Annotated in this window: 2 protein-coding genes; both read right to left on the bottom strand. The window is 31.8% G+C overall.

Annotated elements, in window-relative coordinates; translation table 11 throughout:
• Window positions 1-83 precede the first annotated feature (83 nt).
• A complete protein-coding gene (locus tag WA327_RS07805) occupies window positions 84-1,139 on the bottom strand; it encodes a type I restriction endonuclease (RefSeq protein ID WP_336068321.1) in 1,056 nt (351 codons plus the stop codon).
• A gap of 179 nt (window positions 1,140-1,318) precedes the next feature.
• A complete protein-coding gene (locus WA327_RS07800) occupies window positions 1,319-1,768 on the bottom strand; it encodes a hypothetical protein (RefSeq protein ID WP_336068319.1) in 450 nt (149 codons plus the stop codon).
• Window positions 1,769-1,927: the final 159 nt, after the last annotated feature.

Genomic DNA, 1,927 nt, shown 5'->3' with positions numbered 1-1,927 from the left:
ACCAAACTGAAAATCCGCGAGGATTTTCAGAAGTAGGCGAGAACAAGCAATTACTTATAGCCATTGTTGTAAACAGTTTTTTTTTATTCGTTATCGTAAAATTCTATCGTATTCAAGAGTTGTTTTTCGAAGCGATAAATGTCATCTACAGATTCGATTTTTTCTCGTGTTTCATTCTTGTCTTGGTCAAACAGACTTATGTATTTAACGCCTCCGTTTAAATGAAGTCGGCAAATTGGTTTTCTGTTGTTATCGTCCAATAAAATTCCGAAATAAGATTGCGTGTCTCTATGAACAATTCGGTCTTTTCCAATTTTTCTACGCAAAATTGCAACAACAATTTGATAGCCTTCCATTTCTTCTGCGGTAGTTTCAACCTTACTTTTCGGTTGTTCCTCAACTTGCTCCTCTGCTTGTTGTTTTTCCTGCTCTTTGTTCAATGCGGAATTCAGTCTGTCATTTACTTTTTCGCTAATTATTTGGTTAAAAGCTTTATTTACGATTTCTGTAAATTCCTCCATTACTTTTGAAGTCAAACGTCCGCTGTAAGCTTTATTTGCAAATAACTTAACAAAATCTTGAGAAGGTTCCGCAATTTCTTGGTCAATCAGAGATTTTATTTCACGAGTGTATTTTAAATTACTTGCATTATCTACGATTGAAGAAATGTCAAATTTTGACTTATGGAATTTTTCAATTTCTTTAACTGTACTTTCTTTTAGTTTTGTAATGTCAAATTCCAAGAATGGTTTTTCGTCCATTTTGTTGGTTTCTTCCAAATCCGTGTAAAATCTGTATTGAATTCCGTTGGTTAAAAGTGCGAAGCGGGTTTTCGTAACGTGGAAATATCTAAAAAGTTGAGAGTTATGAACGTCTAAATTTTGTTTCCAATGTTTGCACTCAACAATTAAAATCGGATTTCCATTTTGGAATATGGCATAATCAACTTTTTCTCCCTTTTTTAGTCCTAAATCTGCTGTAAATTCAGGCACAACTTCTGTCGGATTGAACGTGTCGTATCCTAAAATATTAATGAATGGAAGTGTGAAAGCGTGTTTTGTCGATTCTTCAGTATCGATTTTGTCTTTCAATTGGTCGACTTTTTCTGCAAGTCCTTTAAGTTGGCTATGTAATTCCATATTTTTTATTTTATGTTCTATGTTTCTTCAAAATTGTTTACAACGGTCTCGTATAACCGTCAGTTGCGTTGGTTTTGGCACTAAGTTAGTTAAAAAGTACAAACCTTTGGCGTTCGCGAGGATTTTCCGCTTAGGAAAATCCGAAGCAATTGCGGTTATACATTGTTGTAACACGTTTTTTAATCATATTTTCTAAACTCTTGAACAAGTTCAATTAAATATTCCTCAAAGCATATTTTTTTTAGAATTTCAAATTCAAGTTCTCTTTCATCAAGTTTTCTTTGGTATCCTGAACTTTCCACACTAATCTTAATTGAGTTCAAACTTTCTTTTGGGTCTGCATTCACGTACAAATAATATTGAGCAGGTTGTAATTCTACCCAAATATTAAATTCACAATAATATTTATAAGGATGTTCTTCAATATTTTTTTCTAATATTTCAAAGTCAAAATTTGATGTTTTCGAAAGTAATTGTAGTTCACTTATAAATCCATTTGACACTAAATTTTCAAAGTTTTTTTCAAAATCCAAAATAGCATATTTCAATGTTAGTAATTCATTTTGGTTATCAATTTGATTTTCAACTTGTCTAATTCTTTCGTTTTCTATGTAATCGTTCAATTTCATAATTTCTATTTCTTTAGATAATTTTCCTAAATATTCAAATATGATTTATTTCAGTTAATTTCCTTAGTTACTTGCGTTAAATGTGTTACAACGGTTTTGGCTATGATTTCGTTACGGAATGGCACGTGAGTGTCATTCCGACGTTGACTGAAAGATAGC

The sequence above is a fragment of the Mesoflavibacter sp. CH_XMU1404-2 genome, assembly GCF_037029465.1.
Taxonomy (GTDB): Bacteria; Bacteroidota; Bacteroidia; order Flavobacteriales; family Flavobacteriaceae; genus Mesoflavibacter.
The sequence above is the reverse complement of the archived record's forward strand: the minus strand, read 5'-3'. Positions and strand labels throughout refer to the sequence as shown.

What these genes read in the sequence shown, in the direction of transcription:
- WA327_RS07805 (WP_336068321.1), bottom strand. Translation starts at nt 1,139, where the DNA reads ATGGAATTACATAGCCAACTTAAAGGACTTGCAGAAAAAGTCGACCAA.
- WA327_RS07800 (WP_336068319.1), bottom strand. Translation starts at nt 1,768, where the DNA reads ATGAAATTGAACGATTACATAGAAAACGAAAGAATTAGACAAGTTGAA.